This window comes from Streptomyces sp. SAI-135 (assembly GCF_029893805.1).
Classification (GTDB): domain Bacteria; phylum Actinomycetota; class Actinomycetes; order Streptomycetales; family Streptomycetaceae; genus Streptomyces.
In genome coordinates, this window is record NZ_JARXYP010000001.1 from 311,702 (window position 1) to 330,371 (window position 18,670).

The following is an 18,670-nucleotide window of genomic DNA, read 5'->3' on the forward strand; positions in this document are numbered from 1 at the left end:
GCAGCGCTCTGACGGCGGCCCGCTCCGAACCCGCACGAAGGCGAGCCGATGATGACCAGTCCCTGGCCGCCCCAGCGCACTGTGCGCAGTCCGCTCGCCCCACGCGTCGCCGTGCCCCAGGAGCCGGTCGACCCCGCCCGCATCGGCCGCCGCGCTGTCCGGCGCCGGGCGATGGGGATGGACGCCGACGGCGGCGCGGCGGCCCTCGAGGCAGAGCAGTTTCAAGTTCCGCGTTCGCGCGGTTGGCGACCGGCTGGGGTGCACAGCAGGGCAGGCATGGGCTTCGTGATCATTGTGGTGCCCAAGCCTGATAATCATGAGGTAGGCCGTGCCTGCTGCTGGGTCCTCTCCCATCCCGCCGCGCTGATGAAACTGGAGTCGTTGGACAGCGACCGGGTCGCGGACCTGCGCCCGTGCCTCGACTCGGTGCCCATCCCCCGTGCACGGCGGGGCCGGTGGTACTCGCTGACAGCGATCCTGCTGGTGGGTGCCTGTGCGGTTGTCTCGGGAGCCCGAAGCGTCAACGAACTCGCCGAGCGGGGCCAGCGTGCCGCAGACACGCTGCTGAAGACCATCGGCATCCGCCGCCATCTGCTGGGGTGGCGGCGTACCCCGTCGGCGGCCACGATCGGGCGCGTGCTGGGGGCTGTTGACGGTGATGCCCTGGACCAGGCAGTCCTTGTTCTGGGAGTCCTGCGTCTCCCGGAGCCCAGCTTTCCGTCCCTTCTGTGCGAGACGGTCCAGATACTGCAGGCACCGGGCGAACCGTGGCGAGTACGAGAATCGCGTTAACTCCCTCGTAGTCGACGTTCGGCGCTGATATACCGCCGAGACCGCAGCCCGGAACGCTACACGGGGCTACTCGCACCTGGCCGTAGCTATAACGAGGACAGTGCCCTTCCCTTCAGCCCGTGCTCTTCTTTCCGTCTAGCGCTTCGCGGATGATGTCGGCGTGGCCGGCATGCTGGGCGGTGTCCAGCACAACGTGCAGCAGCACTCGGCGGACCGTCCAGCGCTCCTCGGTGAAGAAGGGGCTATCCGGCAGCGCGATGGTGGTGTCCAGGTCGGGCTGTGTGGCGATCAACGTGTCGAACCGGCGGTTCGACACGTCGTAGCCGGCGAGCAGAGCATCCAGCGTCTCGCCCGGCATCATGCGGAACTGCTCGGCATGGCGGGCCCAGTCCGCCTCAGTCAGGCTGGCAAAGTCCGGCAGCGCAGACGGGCCCTCCGCCAGGAAATTCGCCCACATCTGCTCTACAGCCGTGACGTGCTTGACCAAGCCGCCCAGACAGAGGTCGCTGACGGTGGTGCGTCGGCGGGCTTCCTCGTCGCTCAGGCCGCTGATGGTCCCCCGCAAGGACTGCCGGGCCCGGTCGATCTGGGCGACCAGGTCGGCATGCTCACCGTTTCTGTTCTGATTACCATCGGTCGTGCTCTCACTCATAATCCGTACCTCTTCCGCCTTGTCAGGCTGGCGGCCTGGTATGTGCCCGCGATCCCGGAATACCTAGACCGCGTCATTCCGATGCGATGTGATCAGTGGTCGTAGGCGATTGGAGATCGCATGATCGGCTGTGCGGTCTTGTGGTTGTGCCAGATCACCGCGGCCAGCGCGAGACGCGCCGAGCGACGCGCTCCAAGGTGCGGCCGCCGTGCTGTTCCAGGTCGAGCTGGCCTTTGAGAGTGTCGTTCACCAACTCGATCAACTGCCGTACCGGCTTCAGCAGGGGGCATCGCCCCCCAAGGAGTTCGAGGCCGATCTGGCCTTGTGCGGGGCGGAGTTGCTGCGGCCGTCGTTCAAGCGAGAGAAACCCCGTAAGGGCGACGGGAACGGACGAACCGCAACCACCTCGCCTCCGACGCGAAGCCCAGCATCGCCTGGGCCACGGCGAGGCAGACAAGCTCGCAGTCCGTCAACCGCGGAGGGCGGCCCAGCCATCTGGTATGTCCGATCTCGTCGTCGATCTCCACGCGCAGTGCGATGAGCAGGGCGTCCAGGTCATTCGTCACAGATCGATCTTGGATGCCCTGTCTGTGCTCCCGGACGCACCGTCAGCTTCCGGAATGGCTCGTCCAGGAGTCCTCTACGAGTCCTCGGCGGGCAGCTTCTCAGGGGCCAGGGCGCTGCCGAGCTGGTCGGCCACCACGTATGGGTTGACCGCGCCGTGGCGGCTTCCGATGGCGACATCGCGCCAGAACCTGCTCAGCGCATTGCCCCCCGTGAGCGCGCTGGAGCCGTGCAGATCGAGCAACATGTCCAGTGCCGTACGGCAGTCCCGTAGGGCGGACACCAGCTGCATTCGCGCGCCCGCCGCTTCGGTGGCCAAGAAGGTGTTACCAAGGTCGGCAGCATCGAGCATGTCCGCCACCCCCAGCGTGCGCTGCTCGGCGGTGTCCACGAGTTGGCTGGACTCGGCGAACAGGTGTCGCGCCGACGGTGACTGGCTGCGCCGTGTGTAGGGGGTGCCGAACACCGGTCGCTCGGTTGTCATCAATGGCCTGACCAGGTCCAACGCTCCCCGCGCCGCCCCGAGCAGCGGTGCTACCGTGTGCAGGACGACCGACAGCTGGCGCGTGCCGATGCCCGGACCCTCCAGGTGCTCGGGCTGAGTCATCAGGAACGAGTCCGGCACGAACACTTCCTCGGCCACCAAGGTGTGGCTGCCCGTGCCCCGCAGACCCACCGCTTGGTCCCAGGTCCGGTCGATCAGCAACTGTTCCGTGGGCAGTATGACCAGACACGCGCGGTCCATCCTCTCCTCGTCGATCACGCCCAGGCCCACCTCCGCCCACTGGGCTTCCAGGCACCCCGACGCGTAGGACCAGCGCCCGTCGACCAGGTAGCCGCCGTCCACCCTGCGGGCATGGCCTGAGGGCATGGCGGTGCCGCACACCCGCACGTTCGGGTCGGCGTACACGGCCTCCTGCGCCTCGGTCGTCATCCAGTCGAAGAAGAACGACTTGGCGGTGGCGCTCACCGCCGCGAGCCAGGTGGTCGAGGGGCACCCCGCGCCCAGTTCGGCAAAGACCCCAACCATCGTGCGGTGGTCGGCGTCGAGCCCCCCGAACTTCTCGGGGGTGGTCAGGGCGAACGCACCCGCTTGTTCGGCAGCCGCCCGACTTTCCACTGTGGGTCTTCCCTGCTCTTCCGTCGCCGCCGCGTTCGCTGCGAGCACCGCCCGAGCCGCTCGGGCGCGGCTGCACGGGTCGGCGGTGGCAGCCGAGGGAACGGTGGGATGATCAACCGGCATAGTAATTCTCCAAGCGATTCATGAGTCCAACGAGGCGAGCGGTCCGCGCACCCTCGTCGGGACCACCCGATATGCAGCAGTTCCGGCAGGCGGGGCAGGAAGTCCGCGTCCTCCAATCGCGTAGGCGATGGTTCCGTCGGATCGATGCTGGAGTGCACCAGCCAGTGCTCTATGAGCTGCCCGTCAGTCAAGGTGCGAACGTCGTCCCTGCCGTGGTGGAACGCGTTTCCTGTGAGGTCGCGATCGCGACCTCGTGACCCGCGGACTGCAACAACTGGGCCGTCGGCGCAATCATGGCCCACAGTTGCGACGGCACGGCAAGACTTGTCAGCACAACTTTCATGATCGACAGTCAAGATCGTGGAACGTCACGGTGCCATGTCCGGACGGTCACCGTGCATGTCCCGTTGTGCGCGCCCCGCACTACCCTGTAGCGGGTGGACTTGCTCAGCGACATCGCCAGCCGGATCCGGGGCGGTCACGCCTTCGCATGCCAAATCGGCGAACCGGGGCCGTGGCGGCAGAGGTTCCCGTCCAAAACCGGCATCGGCTTCCACGTCATCCAGCGCGGAACCGTCTGGCTGACATCCGCGGAGAAACCACCGGAGCGGGTGGCCGCAGGAGACGTGATCTTCCTTCCTTACGGTGCGGAACACGCGCTCCACGGCGAAGACGTCACCTTGCTGTCCGGCTGCTACCACCTTGCCGACCCACAAATACATGCCGCTCTGCGACGCCTGCCACCGGTCTCGGTCGTCACCGGTGGCCTCCCCCGGCTGGCCGAGCTGTCCACCCTGCTGAGCGACGACCTTGCCGCTGACCGGCCCGGGGCGGACGCGAACCGCGCGGCGCTGGTCGGCCTCGTTGTCGTGCAGGTGCTGCGCCACCCGGATATGGCCGACGCATGGGCGGTCCCCGACCCGTATATCGCGGCCGCCGTACGTTCCCTTCATGACGATCCTCGCGCGCCGTGGACCGTCCAACTCCTCAGCAGCCAGGCAGGAATGTCCCGCACGGCCTTCACCCGGCGATTCACCATCCTCGTCGGCAAACCCCCGATGGCCTACGTCAGAGATGTTCGACTGAGCACCGCCGCCCGCATGTTGCGCGATACCGACGCACCCCTCACTGCGATCGCCCGTCAGTCCGGTTACGCCAACGAGTTCTCCTTCGCCACCGCCTTCCGCCGCGAGTACGGCATCTCTCCAGGCCGCTTCCGCACCGGCCCCCACCATGGGCCAGGCGTTCCCGACCCCCAGCATGCGGCAACGCGGCAACGCGGTCCTCGGCATGCCGAGGACCATAAAACCCGCTGACCAGGGAAAACGGGCACATCCGAATCGGAACCAAGATCGATCCACCACCGCTAATCTTCGTTCGGACACTCCCCGAGAGCCCTTACCGTCCCGCCGCGCCCTCGTCACCCCGTCGTCGGCGCCGAGGAGGAGCCACTCACCCGGCCCGGCTGGTCCACGTCGACCAGCACGGCATGCGCGCGGAGACTATCGCCGCGGCGAACGCGAAGTGATCGAGGCCCACGGGCGGGTGCCGATTGTGGAGCACGGGGGCGAGGGCCGGCTCGCACCCCTCGACGAGCTACCGGCGGCAGATGAATGGCAGTTCACCGTGGAGGAGGGACCGCCACAAGCTCGCCTGACGGTTCGTCCTCAGCAGCGCGTACGGGCGGCGCTTGGCTCTGCGCCGATGTCGTGTGTCACTGAACTTTGATCGTGTGCCATCGTAGTTTGATCGGTAAAGGCCCTGGTCACGAGCGTGCCGGTGCCGCGCAGCCTCTTGGCTCGGCACCCTGTGAGGGCCCACGCTTCGGTGTCGAGTCCGGCCTCACGGGCCCCTGACAAGGCGTGATCAGACTTCGATGACACCAACTCACCGTGCCCTCCGGCACAGGCCGACGCCTCGCCGGACCGCTGGCGTATCGCTCAGCGGGGCCTGAGCCCGTCGACGACGACGTCCAGCATGCGGCTCAGCTGGGGGCGCTGCTCGGGTGCGCCGGCCACGGAGAGCAAACCGGCGAGGATGCCGCCTACCTCGACCGAGTCGATGTCGCTGCGCAGTTCTCCTGCTGTGGCGCCGGCCTCGAGCACCATCGCCAAGATCTGCTGGACCTCGTCGCAGACCGGCCCGGTGCCGAAGCGGCCGGAAGCGCTCATGGCGACCAGGGCCTCGCAGATGCCTCGTCGTTCACCGGCCCAGTCGGCGAATCGCAGCATCCAAGCGTGAAGGGCATGAGCGGGCGGCTCGGTGGCCAGCAGGGTACGCGCATCCTCGCGCAGGGGGCGGATCTGGTCTCGGTAGACCTCTTCGACCAGATCCTCACGCGTGGGGAAGTGCCGGTACAGGGTGGCGTTCCCCACCCCCGCGCGTTTGGCGATCGCGTCCAGCGAGATCCCGCGCCCAGACGCGAAGGCTTCAGCGGCCGTGGCGATCAGCTGCTCGCGGTTGCGCTGCGCGTCGGCGCGCAGGGTGCTGCGTGGAGGTGTCATGACCTTCGCGATCGTGAGTGTCGGATGAGTTCGGGAACGATTCGGGGATGTCCCCGGTTCAGTGTACGGTGAGACAAACGGGGACCTCCCCGATTGTGAATCGGTCTCACGCATCGCCTCAGCGACGAAAGGTTTGCCATGCCTACAGCTCTCATCACCGGGGGCACGACCGGGATCGGCAGAGCGACGGCCGAGCTGCTGCACGCCCGTGGCTACCAGGTCGCGGTCACCGGACAGAACCCCGAGTCCCTCGCACGGGCACAGTCCAAGCTCCCCGGTGACGTGCTCGTCGTCCGATCCGACGGGCGCGTGCTATCCGACACCGACGCCCTGATGTCGGCGGTGTCGGCGCGGTTCGGATCGCTGGACCTGCTCTTCCTCAACGCCGGGATCTTCCGTCTGGCACCGGTCGCCGAAGTGACGGAGGAATCGTTCGACGAGCACGCCGACCTCAACTTCAAGGGCCAGTACTTCACCCTCCAAAAGGCCCTTCCCCTCATGAACGACGGTGGCTCGATCGTGCTGACCGTCGGCATCGGATCCCGTCGCGGCACCCCTGGCGCCACGGTGGGAGCGGCGACACGCGGCGCGCTGCTGGCCATGCTGCCCTCGCTCGCGCTCGAACTGGCCCCACGCAGGATTCGGGTCAACGCCGTGAGCCCCGGGGCCACCGACACGCCCCTGCTCGACAAGCTGGGGGTGCCCGAGAGCGGCCGGGATGCCATGCGCTCGAAGATCCCCTTCGAGCGCTTCGGATCCAGCCAGGAGGTCGCGGAAGCAGTCGCCTTCCTCGCCTCGGACGCCGCCGCCGGCTACATCACGGGCCAGGACATCACCGTGGCCGGCGGCTACGGGCTCGGCGCCTGAATCCCAGGCGAGCCGACCACCCACCCACACCTCTCGAACACCACGAACCACACCTCACAGGAGAACACGATGGCACTGACTCTCGACACTTATCGGCTGCTGGGCCGTTCCGGACTCCGGGTCTCACCGCTGGCGCTGGGGACGGCGACCTTCGGCACCGAGTGGGGCTGGGGCGCCGAACGCGACGAGGCGCGCAAGCTCTTCGACCGCTACACCGAGCTCGGCGGCAACTTCTTCGACACCGCCAGCACCTACACCAACGGCAGCTCCGAGCGACTGCTCGGCGAATTCGCCCGCACCAACCGCGACAAGATGGTGCTGGCGACGAAGTACTCGACGCTGCGCCAGCCCGGAGACCCGAATTCCGGGGGCACCCACCGCAAGAGCATGCTGGCGTCGGTGGAAGCCAGTCTGCGGCAGCTGAACACCGACTACATCGATCTGCTCTACGTGAACGTATGGGACTTCAGGACGCCGGTGGAGGAGATCCTGCGGGGCCTGGACGACCTGGTGAGGCAGGGCAAGGTGCTGTACGCGGCGATCTCCAGCGCCCCGGCCTGGCAGGTGTCGCGCATGCAGGCGATCGCCGACCTGCGCGGCTGGTCGCCGCTGGTCGCACTGCAGACCGAGTACAGCCTGATCGAGCGCACCGCGGAGCGTGACCTGATCCCGATGGCACGCGAGATGGGACTCGGCGTCGTCCCCTTCTCCCCGTTGGGCGGCGGGGTGCTCACCGGCAAGTACAGCCGGGAGGACCAGAACCCGACGGGCTCCGTTGCCGGCGAAACCGCCAGCAGCCGCAAGAGCCTCAACGTCGCCCTGGGATGGGTCACCGACCGCAACCTTGCCATTGCCGATGCAGTGAAGGAGGTGGCCTCGGAGCTGGGCCACACACCCGCCCAGGTCGCACTGGCCTGGACCCTGAACGCCCCGGGCGTGACGGCACCCATCATCGGCGCCCGCACCATCGCGCAGCTGGAGGACAACCTGGGTGCCCTGCAGGTCGACCTCACTCCTTCCCAGCGAACCCGCCTCGACGAGGCCAGCGCCATCGACCTCGGCAATCCGCACGGGCTGCTCGCCAGCGACCACATCCGCACGGTCACCACGGGCGACATGAAGATCGAAACCCTCAGCTGATTCGCTGCGCAAACGGCGATCCGCATATATCGACATGGCCTGATGATGAAACGGAGCAACCTGGCATGGGTCAGCATAGCGACAGAAATGTGGTCATCACGGGCGGCAGCAGCGGCATGGGGCTCGCACTGGCGGAGCTGCTGGTGCAAGGCGGAGCCCGCGTGGTGATCACCGGCCGTTCTCAGGCCAAGCTCGACGCGGCAAGCGAACGGCTCGGCGAGAATGCCGTGGCCATCCGGGCGGATGTGGCCTCACTGCCCGATCTGGATAGGCTCGCCAGCCGTGCAAAGAGCGAACTCGGCTCGATCGAGGCCTTGTTCGTCAACGCCGGCATCTCACCCCTCACACCCCTCGAGTCGACGACCGAGGACATATACGACGAGCTTTTCGCAATCAACGTCAAGGGCGCCTTCTTCACTGTGCAAAAGCTCGCCCCGCTGCTGAGCGCGAACGCCGGCATCGTCCTCACCACCTCGATCGCGAACGTCATCGGCATGGTGGACACCAGCGTCTACGCGGCCGGCAAGGCAGCGCTGCGCTCGATGGCCCGCTCCTTCTCCCGCGAGCTGCTTCCGCGCGGAATCCGCGTCAACGCGATCAGCCCGGGCCCCATCGACTCGGGGATTCTGGAAACGATGAACTTGTCCAAAGAGGCCGCCGACCAGTTCAGGGCAGAGCGGACCGCGAGCAACCCCATGAAGCGCTACGGCACCGTCGAAGAGTTCGCCAAGGCGGCCGCGTTCCTCGCCTTCGATGCCACGTACACCACCGGCATCGAGCTGGCCGTGGACGGCGGCGCAACCCAGCTCTGAGCTCGTCTGCCATACCGCTGCGAGCGCAAAGCCCGCCAACAGAATTCATTCGCAGAGTCAGGCGGTGATCGATGAGCGCCGTGGTGGCACGTGCCGCGGAGAGCGGGGTAACACATGAGGGGCAGACCGTTGATGAACGATGCACTGGCCGGGCCGGGAGCACCTGATCCTCTCGGGACCGGCAGCTGCTGTCGTGCGAGGCTGGGCCGAGCAGTTCGTTAGCCAGGGCGTTCGCGTGTGCGCGGGTGGTTTACAACGATGGGCTACGTGCCCGTGAGACCGCCCGCGCCGCAGGCGAGGCGTTCCCGACGACCGGGGAGTCCCCGTGACTGCCTCCTGTCGTAGGGGGCGGCCACCGCCAGTGCTCACGTCCGGTCGTAACGGGTGAGCCAGGAACTGGTCACCTGAACCCGGCCACGGTGTCGGGGAAGGAAGCACACTCCGGTGACACCCATCGAGATATCCGACCGCGGCCAACGGCACGGTGGCACGTCACTGGTGCAACGGAGAGCGTCGTGGCGGGCGGAGAAATCCCGGCTGTCGACCGGCCCTCGACGGCCCTGGCGGCAGCTTGGACTGGCCCGCGGAAAACCCGGCGGCCATAATGGTGCGGATGCCTACAGATATTCACTCGCTCGGCACACTGTTGCGCACATGGCGCGAACGTCTCCATCCAGCCGATATCGGATTGGAGTCGTTCGGCCGTCGACGCGCAAAGGGGCTGCGCCGCGACGAAGTCGCGGAGCTGGCGGGGATCAGTGTGGACTATGTGACACGCCTCGAACAGGGACGCTCACTGACGCCGTCCGCACATGTCGTCGTCTCACTGGCACGCGCCCTCCAGCTCGATCGCGCCGAAACCGAAATCCTGCACCAGGCAGCCGGCTTGGCGCCGTCGAGTTCCGGTACGGTCTCGCGTGACATCCCACCAGAGGTTCAGCGCATGATCACGCGAATGGCAGACCTGCCGCTGGCGGTCTTCGCCGCCGACTGGACACTCCTGACGGCGACCCCTTTGTCGTCCGCGCTGTTCGGGACCCCTTCCCTCGCCAACGTCCCGGAGCAGAACCTTATTGTCCAGACATTCTTGGCAGAAACCCAGGCGGAGGCGGCAACCCCGCACGGTGGCGCGGAGGCATTCGAACGGGCACTGGTCGCAGACCTCCGACGTTCAGCGACGTGGTTCGCAGATGATCCCCGGTTCCGAGACCTCATCAAGACCGTTCAAGGCCAGAGCCCGCAGTTCGCCAAACTCTGGGAGGAGGGGCGGGCCGCGGCGCACAAGAGCCTCGTCAAGACCGTCCACCACTCATTGGTCGGAGATGTGACCCTCAACTGCGACGTCATGACCGTTCCTGACTCCGACATCAAGCTTGTTGTCTTCACCGCACTTGCGGGCAGCGCCGACGCCAAAAAACTCGACTCCCTCCGCGTCGGCGCGTCGGAGCGTGTCTAAGACCGTGTCCTACGTGGTGAGCTGACAAGGCGTTTGTAGCAGCACAGCGCGGCGGCAAGGCCGAGAAACAGCCGGGAAGTTGCGGGGGTAGCGTTCGTAGCGATAGTTGAACCGGCGGTAGCCGGTCAGCCACGACATGATCCGTTCGATGACCCAGCGACGGCGCCCCAACCGTTCACTGGACTCGACACCCTTGCGGGCAATGCGCGCGCCGATCCGCTTGCCCCACAGCCATTTCCGCAGCTGAAACCCGTCGTGCGCCTTGTCGGCATGCAGGCGCTGAGGCTTGAAGTACCGGCCGCAATGCGGGTCGTGCCTCGTTTGGTGACCCGTGATCATGGCTTCAGCGCGAGGCCGTGGTGGGTGTTCGCCGCGGAGAGGCCGACGAGGAGAGGCAGTCCGTTCGCGTCCGACAGGACGTGCGCCTTGGGACCCAGCTTGCCTCGGACCACGGGGCTCGGACCGGTGTGTTTGCCTTTTGGCTCTGACGTGGGAAGGAGTCGAGCACGGCGCGGGACAGGTCGAGCAGGCCGGCGTCGTCCAGGCGGCGCAGGATGGCTTCGTGCAGCCAGCCCCACACGCCGGCCCTGGACCAGATCACGAACCGGCTGTGGGTGGTCGACTTCGCGATCCCGCAATACCCGCCAGGCACAGCCGGACACCAGGAGGTGGATGACGGCGTCGAACAGCGCCTCATCAGGTGTGTCCGGTGTCCCGCCGCCATGCGGCCGCACCATCGACGGTGGGGTCAGCGGCTCGGCGATCTCCCACAGCCCGTCCGGAACCATCCAACTGCACTCATCCCGCCCCATGATGAGCGCAATGACCGCCTCACCACGTAGGACACGGTCTTACGAGTGGGTGCGTGATAGCGGGTGAGGTTTCTGCGCTGGTGGATGGCGTGATCAGCTGGTGGCGATCATGGTCAAGCGGGCGGTGTTGACGCATCGGCTGTTCACGGGGCTCTCTCGGCGTCATCTCGCGTGCCTGGTACAGGAGTTGACTGTGCCGTGGCAGGCCGGGGTCGAGGGTTCCCCGGCACGCCGCACGCAGCGGGGCCAGGAGGCGGGCGGCAGGTGCCGGTGCCAGGCATCAACTGGTCTATGTCGACCGTGTGGTGGCCACGCTCATCCACCTGCCCCATGACCTTCCGCATGCTTGCCTCCGGCTGCTGTTCGGCGCCGACCGTTCCACCATCACCAGAACCGTCCACGAGCTACGCACGCTCCTGGCCGAACGTGGATGCGCGGTCCCCGACCATCCCGGCCTGCGTCTTCGGACACTGGCGGATGTGTTCGCCTACGCCCAGGCCGAAGGCGCCGAACTGCGCCTGGACGCCACCGAGATCCAGGTCCGTGGCCACCAGCCGGCCGCAGCGGAGGGCGGCGTTCGTCTCCGCCAAGTAGGAAGATAGAGAACACCATGAAGGCCACCGTCATCGCGGACTGGCGCGGCTGCACATTATGGACCGATGCCCTACGGCCGGAGCGCATGCATAACGCCACAGCCGCCCGCAACGAAGGCATCGCCATCTGCTTCCATCACGTGCCCGAGGAGCAGGTTCTCCTGGACGACGGCTACCTCGCACTGACTGCCTGTCGGGTGGCCGGCTGATCACGCCGAACATACGCTGCTGATGGCCCCGCAGTTGTCGCACTGGCACGCACTGCGTGATCATTCCGTGGCCGGCGTCGCCGAGGCAGATCGCTGCCGTCACGCTCGCCGTGATCAACCGTCCGTCACGTTCTCAGAGGAAAACGCGCGCCACCTCCAGCCACTTCTGTGCGTCCTTGCCGGTTGCCGTCATATCGGTCTCGGACCAGGGGCGACGCTGGGTGACACAGAGGCAGAAGTCCATGGCGCTGCCCCGTATCGTCTGGGCGGCAGCCTCGGGACCCCACACCCAGGTCTGTCCGTCAGGTGCTGTCAACTCGACGCGGAAGGGGTCCGCTGGCTCAGGCAGTCCGACGGCGGCGAAGGACAGCGTTCGTCCCAGCACCCCCAGCAGAACCACGTGTTGCAGTCGATCGGTCGCAGGATGCGCCACGCCCACAGCATCGAAGACGTCTTGCCCGTGTGCCCAGGTTTCCATCAGACGAAGGGGAATCATCAGGGCCGGGGTGATCTCCGACATGTACCAGGGGGATGCGTGGTTCCATGGCGTGTCGCGCAGCGCCGCCGCGAGGTCCGCTCGACCGGCCCGCCACTCGTCGAGGAGTACCGACCGAGGTTTGGCCGCTCCCTCGGCGGCGGCCTTGTCGGCGTGTTCGCTGCCTTCGGCTTCCGCCTGCTCGAGCTCGGCGCTGAACGCGTCCGGAGTGCGTAAGGCGCTGAGTGCGTTTGCGTCCGACCATGCGAGATGTGCTATCTGATGGGCGACCGTCCAGCCCGGTGCTGGTGTCGGTATGGACCAGTCGTCAACTGCGCTGACCAGGACGTCGAGATCATCGCCCTCAGCAACCAGCGCGGACAGGACACCGGAGTCATCCACCTCGGGGACGGCAAGGTTGTAGTTCAGCATGGATGCCATGATGCCCTCTCCCCTGATGCCCACCGTAGGCGAGGCTCGACGCACGACGGATCACCGCGCTTCCTCTACGGCGGCGCAAAGGGTGTCGGGACTGGTCACCTGAATCGCATGACGGTTACGATCTGCCCTCCAGGCACGACGACGGCCCCGGAATGATCACGTGGTGTATGCCAGTGCGACAAGTCCGAGGCCCTCAGCCGCGCATGCTATCCGTCCAGCCTGAGCGATGAGGCCTGGGACATCATCCAGCCGCTCCTTTCCGTGCGTGACCAGCCCAAAGGCGGAGGACTACGCAAGTACGGAAACCGGCTGGTACCCGACTGGTCGAAGGGGATCGGCCCAGCCGCTTGGCCAGCTGCCGGGCCGATCCCCGGCTGCGATACCGCGGGATATCTCCTCGCGCTCGCTGCCACTCAGATGGCGCTCTGACCGCGTTTGCGGGGTGAGGCGGACCCCGCCGCTCTGGTACAGGAAGCGACGGGCATGCTGCATCGGTGCCCCAAGTGCCCGCCCGAGCAAGCTGAACGACTGCCCCTCGCGCCAGCGTCTCCGGATCTCATCCTGCTGAGCCGGCGAAAACCCGTGGTCACGCACCTGTGCCTCCACGATCACATGATCATCTGAAGGTGATGCGTTGATCACTTGAGGGCGCCATCGTTTGATGACAGGCGGCGGTTTCGCCTAGCCACTGTCAGGCTTGCACAGTGGGACGAACGGCTGTCTCGCTGACATCGACGCCGTCGGGTTGTTCGAGTAGCCGATGGCGGAGGCAATCGCCGAGGGCGGCATGGCGATCTCGTCCCGCTGCTGGGTCATCGCGGCCGGCCTCAGGCATCACGATGGGCCTCTACCTCACCGGCTTCGACGATCGCGCGTCGACGCCCTCCTGGCCAAACTCACCGTGGCGGACCGGCGGTTGCCGATGGTCTGGGTCCGCCCCTGCACGGACACCTGGAGCGACGCGGCCCGCTTCGGCGGAGCCACCGATCCCGAGGCGGCAGGCGAACGAGTCCGCCGCAAGCTAAAGCGACTCGGTAACGAGGACACCCGGTGGCGGCCTGGGGCAGTGCTCCGGGAGACGGGAGCGGTGAGCACCACGATCCAGACCGCCAGCCGCTCGCCGAAGGCGGTGCCCCGGCCGCTCGCCCCGTATTGGCCGGACCGGCAGATCTGCAGCGTCGCCATCACCGGCTCAGTGTGCGGCGTCGGTGGGACTCGCATCGTCGGAATTCACACCATAGAGCAGGAGCAGGATCGCGTCGGTGAGTGTGTCGAGCAGCTCGTCCTCGTTATAGGCGCCGGGGTTCGCGTAGACGTCGGCGAACATCGCGCTGCGCAAGTGAACAGCCATTTTGGCGCGCAGGTCCGGCGGGCCGCCGGCCACCGCTGCGGTGCGCGCGTCACGCTCCAAGCGCTTGGCGAAAAGTGAACAGCCCTGGTCGACGAACCGGTCGCGGATCTGCCGCACGTCGGGGCCGGGGTCGGGCGTGATGAACGCCTCGCGCAGCCAGAGCCCGTCGACCTTCCAGCGAGCCAACCCGGCAGCCAGGCCTCGGCGCAGTGCGCTCCGGTCGAGACCGTCGGAGGAAAGCCACTCGGCCATCTCCAGGTCGGCCTCGGCGATGCCCTGGTCGATGACGGCGGCCAGCAGCGCTTGCTTGGAATCGAAGTAGAAGTAAAAACCGGAGCGCGTGATGCCGACGGCTTTGGCGAGTTCGTCGATTGTTACCTGGCTGGTCGGCCTCTCCCGGAAGGCGGCTCGCGCGGCCTCGATCAAGGCCTGCTCCCGCTGGTCGCCCTTGGTGGGAGTGCGACGGCTCGTGATAGCTGACACAGGTTAAGCGTACCAGACGTCAGAGAAAATTGACGCATGCCTTTTATTTTTGACACCGCGTTGACGATCACAGATGGTGCGTCTACTTTGACGTACATGTCTTTAGGAACACGCTCTGTTCTGCCCGTCGCCTGCTACGTGGTACTGCTTGTCTCCGCCTTGCAGACGCTGTTCGTCCCGGTCATCGCCGCCATCCAGGCCGACCTGGGCGTCTCCACCAGCTTGGCCAACTGGGCGGTAACCGCCAACTTGCTCGCTGCCGCAGTCCTTACGCCGGTAGTCGGCCGGCTAGGAGACCTGTACGGCCGACGTCCAGTCATGGCCGGCGTGCTGAGCGTGGTACTGCTCGGCTCGGTGCTCGCCGCCACCACTTCCAGCCTCGCGCTCCTGCTCGTCGCCCGGGTCGCCCAGGCCGCCAGCTACGGTCTCTTCCCGCTGTCCATCGGTGTGCTGAGGGAGGAACTCCCACCGAAACGCCTGACTGGTGCCATGGTCGTGACCAGCGGCATGCTCTCCGTGGGCGCCGGGGCCGGGCTCGTGGTCACCGGGCTGCTCATGCGGGGCGGCGGCGACTACCACAACCTGTTCTGGCTTTCCACCGCACTGGCAGCAATCGGTCTGGCGGGAGTGCTGCTCCTGCCTCGCCGACCGGGTGCGGCTTCCGGCAGCCTTGACTGGGCGGGCGCGGCTCTGCTCGGTCTCGGGCTGGTGCTGCTGATCCTGCCGCTGGAAGAGGGCAATGGCTGGGGCTGGGGCTCGGCCCGGGTGCTCGGCTCGCTGGGCGCCGCGGTCGTCGCACTGTTCGCGTTCGTCCTGGTCGAGCAGCGTGTCACGTCTCCACTGGTCAGCGTCCAGATACTCAGCAGGCGCCCGATCGTGGTGGCCAACGCGGTCGGGTTGTTCCTGGGCTTCTCCCTGTTCGCTGTGTTCCTCTCCGTCACCATGCTGGTGCAGACGTCGCCCGCGGTCGCTGGCTACGGCTTTGACGCCTCGGTGTTCTCCGCCAGCCTGGTGTACCTGCTACCGGCCTCGGCCAGCGGTGTGGTCTCCGCGCCCATGGGCGGTCGGCTCGTCGCCCGCTTCGGTGCCAGGGCAACGCTGGTGATCGCGGCAGCGCTGGCCGGCATCGGATTCGTGATGCTCGCGGTTCTGCACTCGGCCACCTGGCAGGTCATCGTCGGAGCATTGCTCGTCGGCACGGCGGTCACCTTCGGGTACGCCACCCTGCCCGCCCTGATCAACGCCCATGTTGAGCCCGCCGACACCACCGTCGCCAACAGTGTGAACTCCATTGCCCGCTCGGTCGGTATGTCGCTGGGGACCGCGTTCGTGGTGACCCTGACGACTCGTAACCCGATCCCTGGACCGGTGCCGATACCGCGTGAGGAACAGTTCGTGGCCGTCTTCGTGTTCGGCGCCGTTCTGGCTGTGATCTGCGCCGCCACTGTTCGCTGGTTCCTGCCTCTGGGGCGACAGGCAACGCCAGCAGCGACCCTCAGGGCGGGCGCAGAAGGAAAGCCCGCAGCTTTCCCGGCACGGCCGAGCTGACTTACCGGGCCATCGCTGGGACGGCTCGTCGCGAGATACCTCCTCTTTGTTCCTGTTCAGGCGCGAACGCAGTCTGCACAGGGAGTTTCTGACCGTAGTCAAGATCAAGAGAAATCTGCAAAGGAATTTGTGATGTCATCAGCACTGGAGAACAAGGTGGCACTGGTCACCGGCGGCAGCCACGGCATCGGACGTGCGATCGCTGAACGATTCGCGCGTGACGGTGCGGCTGTCGGAATCGGCTTCGCCCACGACGAGACGGCGGCCCACGACGCTGTCGAACGTATCCGTGCGAACGGCGGGCGCGCCTTCGCCGTGCACACGGAACTGGGCACCGACGGTGACGCGGCCCGTCTGTGGGAAGCCTTTGACGAGGCGGGCCACGAGCACGCGGAGGACGGAAAGCTGGACATCCTCGTCAACAACGCGGCCAAAGGCAGCTTCGTCAGGCTCGCCGAGCTCGCCGAGGAGGACTTCGACAAGGTGTACGCGGTGAGCGTGAAGGCGCCCTTCTTCATCACGAAGCTCGCGCTGCCTCGGCTGCGCGACGGGGGCCGAATCATCAACATTTCCAGCCTCGCAGCCACTCTCGCGTCCCCGGAGATGATCGCCTACGGCGCGGCCAAGGCAGCTCTGGACGCATTCACCCTCGCCCTGGCCAAGGACCTCGGACCCCGCGGGATCACCGTCAACTCCGTGGCTCCCGGCGTCATCCTCACCAGGAACAACGTCAGTTTGAGCGACAATGAGCAGGCAGCGGCACAGGTGGTGGCGCGCGTGGCGCTCGGCCGGCTCGGACAGCCGGAAGACGTCGCCGGTATTGCCGCCTTCCTCGCCTCCGACGACGGGGGATGGGTCACCGGCCAGGTCATCGACGCCTCGGGGGGCACCGCCCTCTGAGCCACCAGCCCGGATCGCACGGCCCTCCGTGCGATCCGGCATACGCCGACAGTGGCGCGGCTTCGGCCACGTCGCCGACAAGATCTGCGCCATGTACGAACGCCACGGTGAGAACGCTCAGTTCGGCTCCGTCCGCCACCGAGACCTGGCCAATGTGCTGGTGATGGGCCAGCAGGACTCCGTCCGCGGACAGGCCGTCACCCAGGCCCTGCACCGAGAGGCCGAACGTCGGCGCCACAACGGCATCGCCATGCTCCCCACCACCTTCGAGACACCGGGATCCGACTGGCACGACAACTACCCCAAGTAGGCCGCCTGGTCGCCCGATTGCCAGGCTGCGGCACCTACGCCGAAGCAGCACAGGCCGCCGCCTTCATCAACTCCATAGTCGACCAGACAGCCCAAGGCACCTGGAATCCGTATCAAGCCGCCTTCTAGACGACGGTTCAGCGGGGCGGTGAGGGCGCTGGCTGAAGGCGTAGATGCGCCTCACCTGCGGTCGTCAGGTCCTCATCCATGCTGTGCAGGCCATGGTCGGGATACATCGGAGGCCGGATCGGGGGCGGCGTGGTCGAGGGAGCGCTGGACGGCCTTGCGGCCGTACACGGCGAGTTGAAGGGCGAGGCTGTAGACGGCCATGGTGTGGATGTGGTCGAGGATCTCCATGGAGTCCATGACCTCCTGTACCGCGTCGACCTCCCGTACGACGGACGGGGTTGCACGGGCGGCCGGTGTCGCGCAGGACCTCGTGGGTGTCGTTGTACATGGTGATGAGCACCCCGCCGGCGAACGTCAGCTGGTCATCGTCAAGGTGGGCGAGGTGATCGACGCTCGCGGCACGCTCGCGGCACGGTCGCGGCGGCGTAGGCGCGGACCAGGTCGAGCGCCCGCCACGCGGCCTCGTTCTTCCGCGGGTCGCTGAGGGGGTCGGTGATTTCCGTCATCGTGTCTCCGTGGTCGACCGGTCGGCGGTGTCCGCCCAAGTACGGGGGCGTGGCACTGCGAGCCCGAGGTCGAGGCGCTTGTCCATGTCGAGGCAGAAGGTGCCAGACGGGTTGACGTCGGACCAGAAAAGCGCGGTTACGCCTGTTCTCCGCGGCCGGCCAGCTCGTCACCACCGGACGGCACCGCATCTTCCGCCTCGCCCGCCACCACCCCGGAGCAGCGGAACCCGGCGCCCACCCGAGACGACGCTCGGGCCCTCGGAATGCCCACCATCAGCCACCGAAAGCGAAACGGCCCACCGACTCCGTCGGCGGACCGTCACGCAAGCTCAGGTTAGGTAGGAAAATCTGTCCCTGGTTACCGCATCAGTCGATGGTGCAGGCTGGAAGCACTTCGAAGAGAAGGGAATTCAGCATGGACGACGCACCCAATGGCTACATCACGGTGCTCTGGGAAGCCCGAGCGAAGGTCGGCAAGGAAGCCGCGATGAGGAAATTCGTGGCAGCTGCCGTCAGCCCGTCCCGCAACGACTTCGGCAATATCGACTACGAGGCCCACGAGGTAGAGGGCGACCCAGGCAGAATCATCATCTACGAACGATGGGTGAGCCGCCAAGCTCTTGACGATCATCTGAACGCCCCTCGGATGAAGGAACTGGGGCCGCAGCTCCTTGAGATCATGGAGGGAACAATGGAGGAAGCCGAGTTCCGCATCCTGAAGCCCATCCGTCCAGCTCAGTAGCCGATCGACCGGGCAACTCACCGCACCGAGCTCCGCGGTCTGTGGTAAGTCGAGCCCTTTTATGACTGAGCGGACCAGTGAGCTTCTTCGAGCTGGGCCGCAATCAGGTGACGAGCATCGATAACCATCGAGGCCCCCGAGC

18 protein-coding genes and 4 pseudogenes are annotated in these 18,670 nt (G+C 66.7%); 12 read left to right on the top strand and 10 right to left on the bottom strand.

What is annotated here, in order from left to right:
* Positions 1-276 precede the first annotated feature (276 nt).
* Entirely contained in the window at positions 277-792 is a 516-nt protein-coding gene (locus M2163_RS01480; protein ID WP_280892914.1) for a transposase family protein, read from the top strand.
* Positions 793-904: 112 nt separating this feature from the next.
* Here the strand turns inward: M2163_RS01480 and M2163_RS01485 are convergent, their stop codons facing one another.
* The 4 genes and pseudogenes from M2163_RS01485 to M2163_RS01500 form a co-directional block, all read right to left on the bottom strand.
* Entirely contained in the window at positions 905-1,444 is a 540-nt protein-coding gene (locus tag M2163_RS01485) for a DinB family protein (protein WP_280892915.1), read from the bottom strand.
* A gap of 92 nt (positions 1,445-1,536) precedes the next feature.
* Positions 1,537-1,715: pseudogene (locus M2163_RS01490) on the bottom strand (IS982 family transposase); the annotation flags it as partial.
* 82 nt (positions 1,716-1,797) lie between these two features.
* Positions 1,798-2,010 carry a hypothetical protein gene (locus M2163_RS01495; RefSeq protein ID WP_280855174.1) on the bottom strand — a complete coding sequence of 71 codons (213 nt, stop codon included), beginning with the start codon at positions 2,008-2,010 and terminating at the stop codon, positions 1,798-1,800.
* A gap of 74 nt (positions 2,011-2,084) precedes the next feature.
* Positions 2,085-3,176 carry an acyl-CoA dehydrogenase family protein gene (locus M2163_RS01500; RefSeq protein WP_280854896.1) on the bottom strand — a complete coding sequence of 364 codons (1,092 nt, stop codon included), beginning with the start codon at positions 3,174-3,176 and terminating at the stop codon, positions 2,085-2,087.
* 512 nt (positions 3,177-3,688) lie between these two features.
* Here M2163_RS01500 and M2163_RS01505 point away from each other — a divergent pair.
* Positions 3,689-4,567, top strand: a complete 879-nt coding sequence (locus M2163_RS01505) for an AraC family transcriptional regulator (protein ID WP_280892916.1) — start codon at positions 3,689-3,691, stop codon at positions 4,565-4,567.
* 624 nt (positions 4,568-5,191) lie between these two features.
* Here M2163_RS01505 and M2163_RS01510 read toward each other — a convergent pair.
* Complete coding sequence (locus tag M2163_RS01510; protein ID WP_280854893.1) at positions 5,192-5,755, bottom strand: TetR/AcrR family transcriptional regulator; 564 nt, start codon at positions 5,753-5,755, stop codon at positions 5,192-5,194.
* A gap of 138 nt (positions 5,756-5,893) precedes the next feature.
* Between M2163_RS01510 and M2163_RS01515 the strand changes: the two genes are divergently transcribed.
* The 5 genes and pseudogenes from M2163_RS01515 to M2163_RS01535 all read left to right on the top strand — a co-directional run bounded on the left by M2163_RS01515 (position 5,894) and on the right by M2163_RS01535 (position 10,030).
* A complete protein-coding gene (locus M2163_RS01515) occupies positions 5,894-6,622 on the top strand; it encodes an SDR family oxidoreductase (RefSeq protein ID WP_280854892.1) in 729 nt (242 codons plus the stop codon).
* Positions 6,623-6,691: 69 nt separating this feature from the next.
* The gene (locus M2163_RS01520) at positions 6,692-7,762 is read left to right on the top strand and encodes an aldo/keto reductase (RefSeq protein ID WP_280854891.1); all 1,071 of its coding nucleotides are present in this window, start codon (positions 6,692-6,694) and stop codon (positions 7,760-7,762) included.
* 65 nt (positions 7,763-7,827) lie between these two features.
* On the top strand, positions 7,828-8,574 hold the full coding sequence (locus M2163_RS01525; protein WP_280854890.1) for an SDR family oxidoreductase: 747 nt from the start codon (positions 7,828-7,830) through the stop codon (positions 8,572-8,574).
* A gap of 185 nt (positions 8,575-8,759) precedes the next feature.
* Positions 8,760-8,894: pseudogene (locus M2163_RS01530) on the top strand (helix-turn-helix domain-containing protein); the annotation flags it as partial.
* A gap of 293 nt (positions 8,895-9,187) precedes the next feature.
* A complete protein-coding gene (locus M2163_RS01535) occupies positions 9,188-10,030 on the top strand; it encodes a helix-turn-helix transcriptional regulator (RefSeq protein WP_280854888.1) in 843 nt (280 codons plus the stop codon).
* Here the strand turns inward: M2163_RS01535 and M2163_RS01540 are convergent.
* Positions 10,027-10,842: pseudogene (locus M2163_RS01540) on the bottom strand (IS5 family transposase). The gene M2163_RS01535 and the pseudogene M2163_RS01540 overlap by 4 nt on opposite strands.
* Positions 10,843-10,951: 109 nt before the next feature.
* On the opposite strand from M2163_RS01540, the pseudogene M2163_RS01545 reads away from it, so the two are divergent.
* Positions 10,952-11,652: pseudogene (locus M2163_RS01545) on the top strand (transposase family protein); the annotation flags it as partial.
* 125 nt (positions 11,653-11,777) lie between these two features.
* Here the strand turns inward: M2163_RS01545 and M2163_RS01550 are convergent.
* Both M2163_RS01550 and M2163_RS01555 read right to left on the bottom strand, forming a co-directional pair.
* On the bottom strand, positions 11,778-12,551 hold the full coding sequence (locus M2163_RS01550; protein ID WP_348541013.1) for a TIGR03084 family metal-binding protein: 774 nt from the start codon (positions 12,549-12,551) through the stop codon (positions 11,778-11,780).
* Positions 12,552-13,752: 1,201 nt separating this feature from the next.
* Positions 13,753-14,394 carry a TetR/AcrR family transcriptional regulator gene (locus tag M2163_RS01555; RefSeq protein ID WP_280854886.1) on the bottom strand — a complete coding sequence of 214 codons (642 nt, stop codon included), beginning with the start codon at positions 14,392-14,394 and terminating at the stop codon, positions 13,753-13,755.
* Between the two features lie 36 nt (positions 14,395-14,430).
* On the opposite strand from M2163_RS01555, the gene M2163_RS01560 reads away from it, so the two are divergent.
* From M2163_RS01560 to M2163_RS01570, 3 genes are all read left to right on the top strand, one after another.
* Positions 14,431-15,942 carry an MFS transporter gene (locus tag M2163_RS01560; protein ID WP_280892917.1) on the top strand — a complete coding sequence of 504 codons (1,512 nt, stop codon included), beginning with the start codon at positions 14,431-14,433 and terminating at the stop codon, positions 15,940-15,942.
* Positions 15,943-16,074: 132 nt separating this feature from the next.
* Complete coding sequence (locus tag M2163_RS01565) at positions 16,075-16,842, top strand: SDR family oxidoreductase (RefSeq protein ID WP_280892918.1); 768 nt, start codon at positions 16,075-16,077, stop codon at positions 16,840-16,842.
* 28 nt (positions 16,843-16,870) lie between these two features.
* Entirely contained in the window at positions 16,871-17,152 is a 282-nt protein-coding gene (locus M2163_RS01570) for a hypothetical protein (protein ID WP_280892919.1), read from the top strand.
* A gap of 200 nt (positions 17,153-17,352) precedes the next feature.
* Here M2163_RS01570 and M2163_RS01575 read toward each other — a convergent pair whose 3' ends face one another.
* Together M2163_RS01575 and M2163_RS01580 are read right to left on the bottom strand one after the other, a co-directional pair.
* Positions 17,353-17,517, bottom strand: coding sequence for a hypothetical protein (locus M2163_RS01575; protein ID WP_280892920.1), 165 nt, complete (start codon positions 17,515-17,517; stop codon positions 17,353-17,355).
* 131 nt (positions 17,518-17,648) lie between these two features.
* Complete coding sequence (locus tag M2163_RS01580; protein WP_280892921.1) at positions 17,649-17,786, bottom strand: hypothetical protein; 138 nt, start codon at positions 17,784-17,786, stop codon at positions 17,649-17,651.
* A 415-nt stretch (positions 17,787-18,201) separates the two neighbouring features.
* Here M2163_RS01580 and M2163_RS01585 point away from each other — a divergent pair, with 415 nt between their 5' ends.
* A complete protein-coding gene (locus M2163_RS01585; RefSeq protein ID WP_280854880.1) occupies positions 18,202-18,528 on the top strand; it encodes a putative quinol monooxygenase in 327 nt (108 codons plus the stop codon).
* Positions 18,529-18,670 lie beyond the last annotated feature (142 nt).